This is a genomic window from Vibrio sp. 10N.261.52.A1 (assembly GCF_002876325.1).
In the GTDB taxonomy this organism is placed as follows: Bacteria; Pseudomonadota; Gammaproteobacteria; order Enterobacterales; family Vibrionaceae; genus Vibrio; species Vibrio chagasii.
In genome coordinates this window covers 1-499 of record NZ_MCYD01000298.1, presented here as the reverse complement: position 1 = coordinate 499, position 499 = coordinate 1, and the positions used below count along the sequence as shown (strand labels likewise).

The window sequence follows — 499 nt, the reverse complement described above, 5'->3', positions numbered from 1 at the left end:
GTGCAGTACGCTCTGCCGGCGAGTTAGTGCCGTTTGATGATTGAATCGCTAGATCACGCATACGTTGTAGTACGTTAGTCGATTCGTTCATCGCGCCTTCTGCTGTTTGAGCGATCGAAATACCGTCGTTGGCATTCCGCATTGCCACATCAAGACCACGAGACTGAGCCGTTAGACGGTTCGAGATTTGCAGACCTGCCGCATCATCTTTCGCGCTGTTGATCTTGTGACCAGATGACAAACGCTCCATAGAAGTCGCTAAGTCATTAGACGCTTTGTTCAGGTAACGCTGCGCTGTCATTGCGGAAACGTTAGTACTTACATTAACTGCCATTTTGCTCTCCTTATGAGTTCGCAAGCTCTCTGCGAAGCGGCCAGCTTTACTCTCATATGGATAAGCACTGACCGTATGTTACTCAATAAACCTTACACAAGGTTTAAGATCTGTATTAATCATTTATAACCAACACAGATACAAGTTGTATGCCAAGTTTAATTT

1 pseudogene is annotated in these 499 nt (G+C 45.5%); it reads right to left on the bottom strand.

Annotation, left to right across the window (positions count from 1 at the left end):
• A pseudogene (locus BCT81_RS03655) lies at positions 1-334 on the bottom strand (flagellin); the annotation flags it as partial.
• Positions 335-499: the final 165 nt, after the last annotated feature.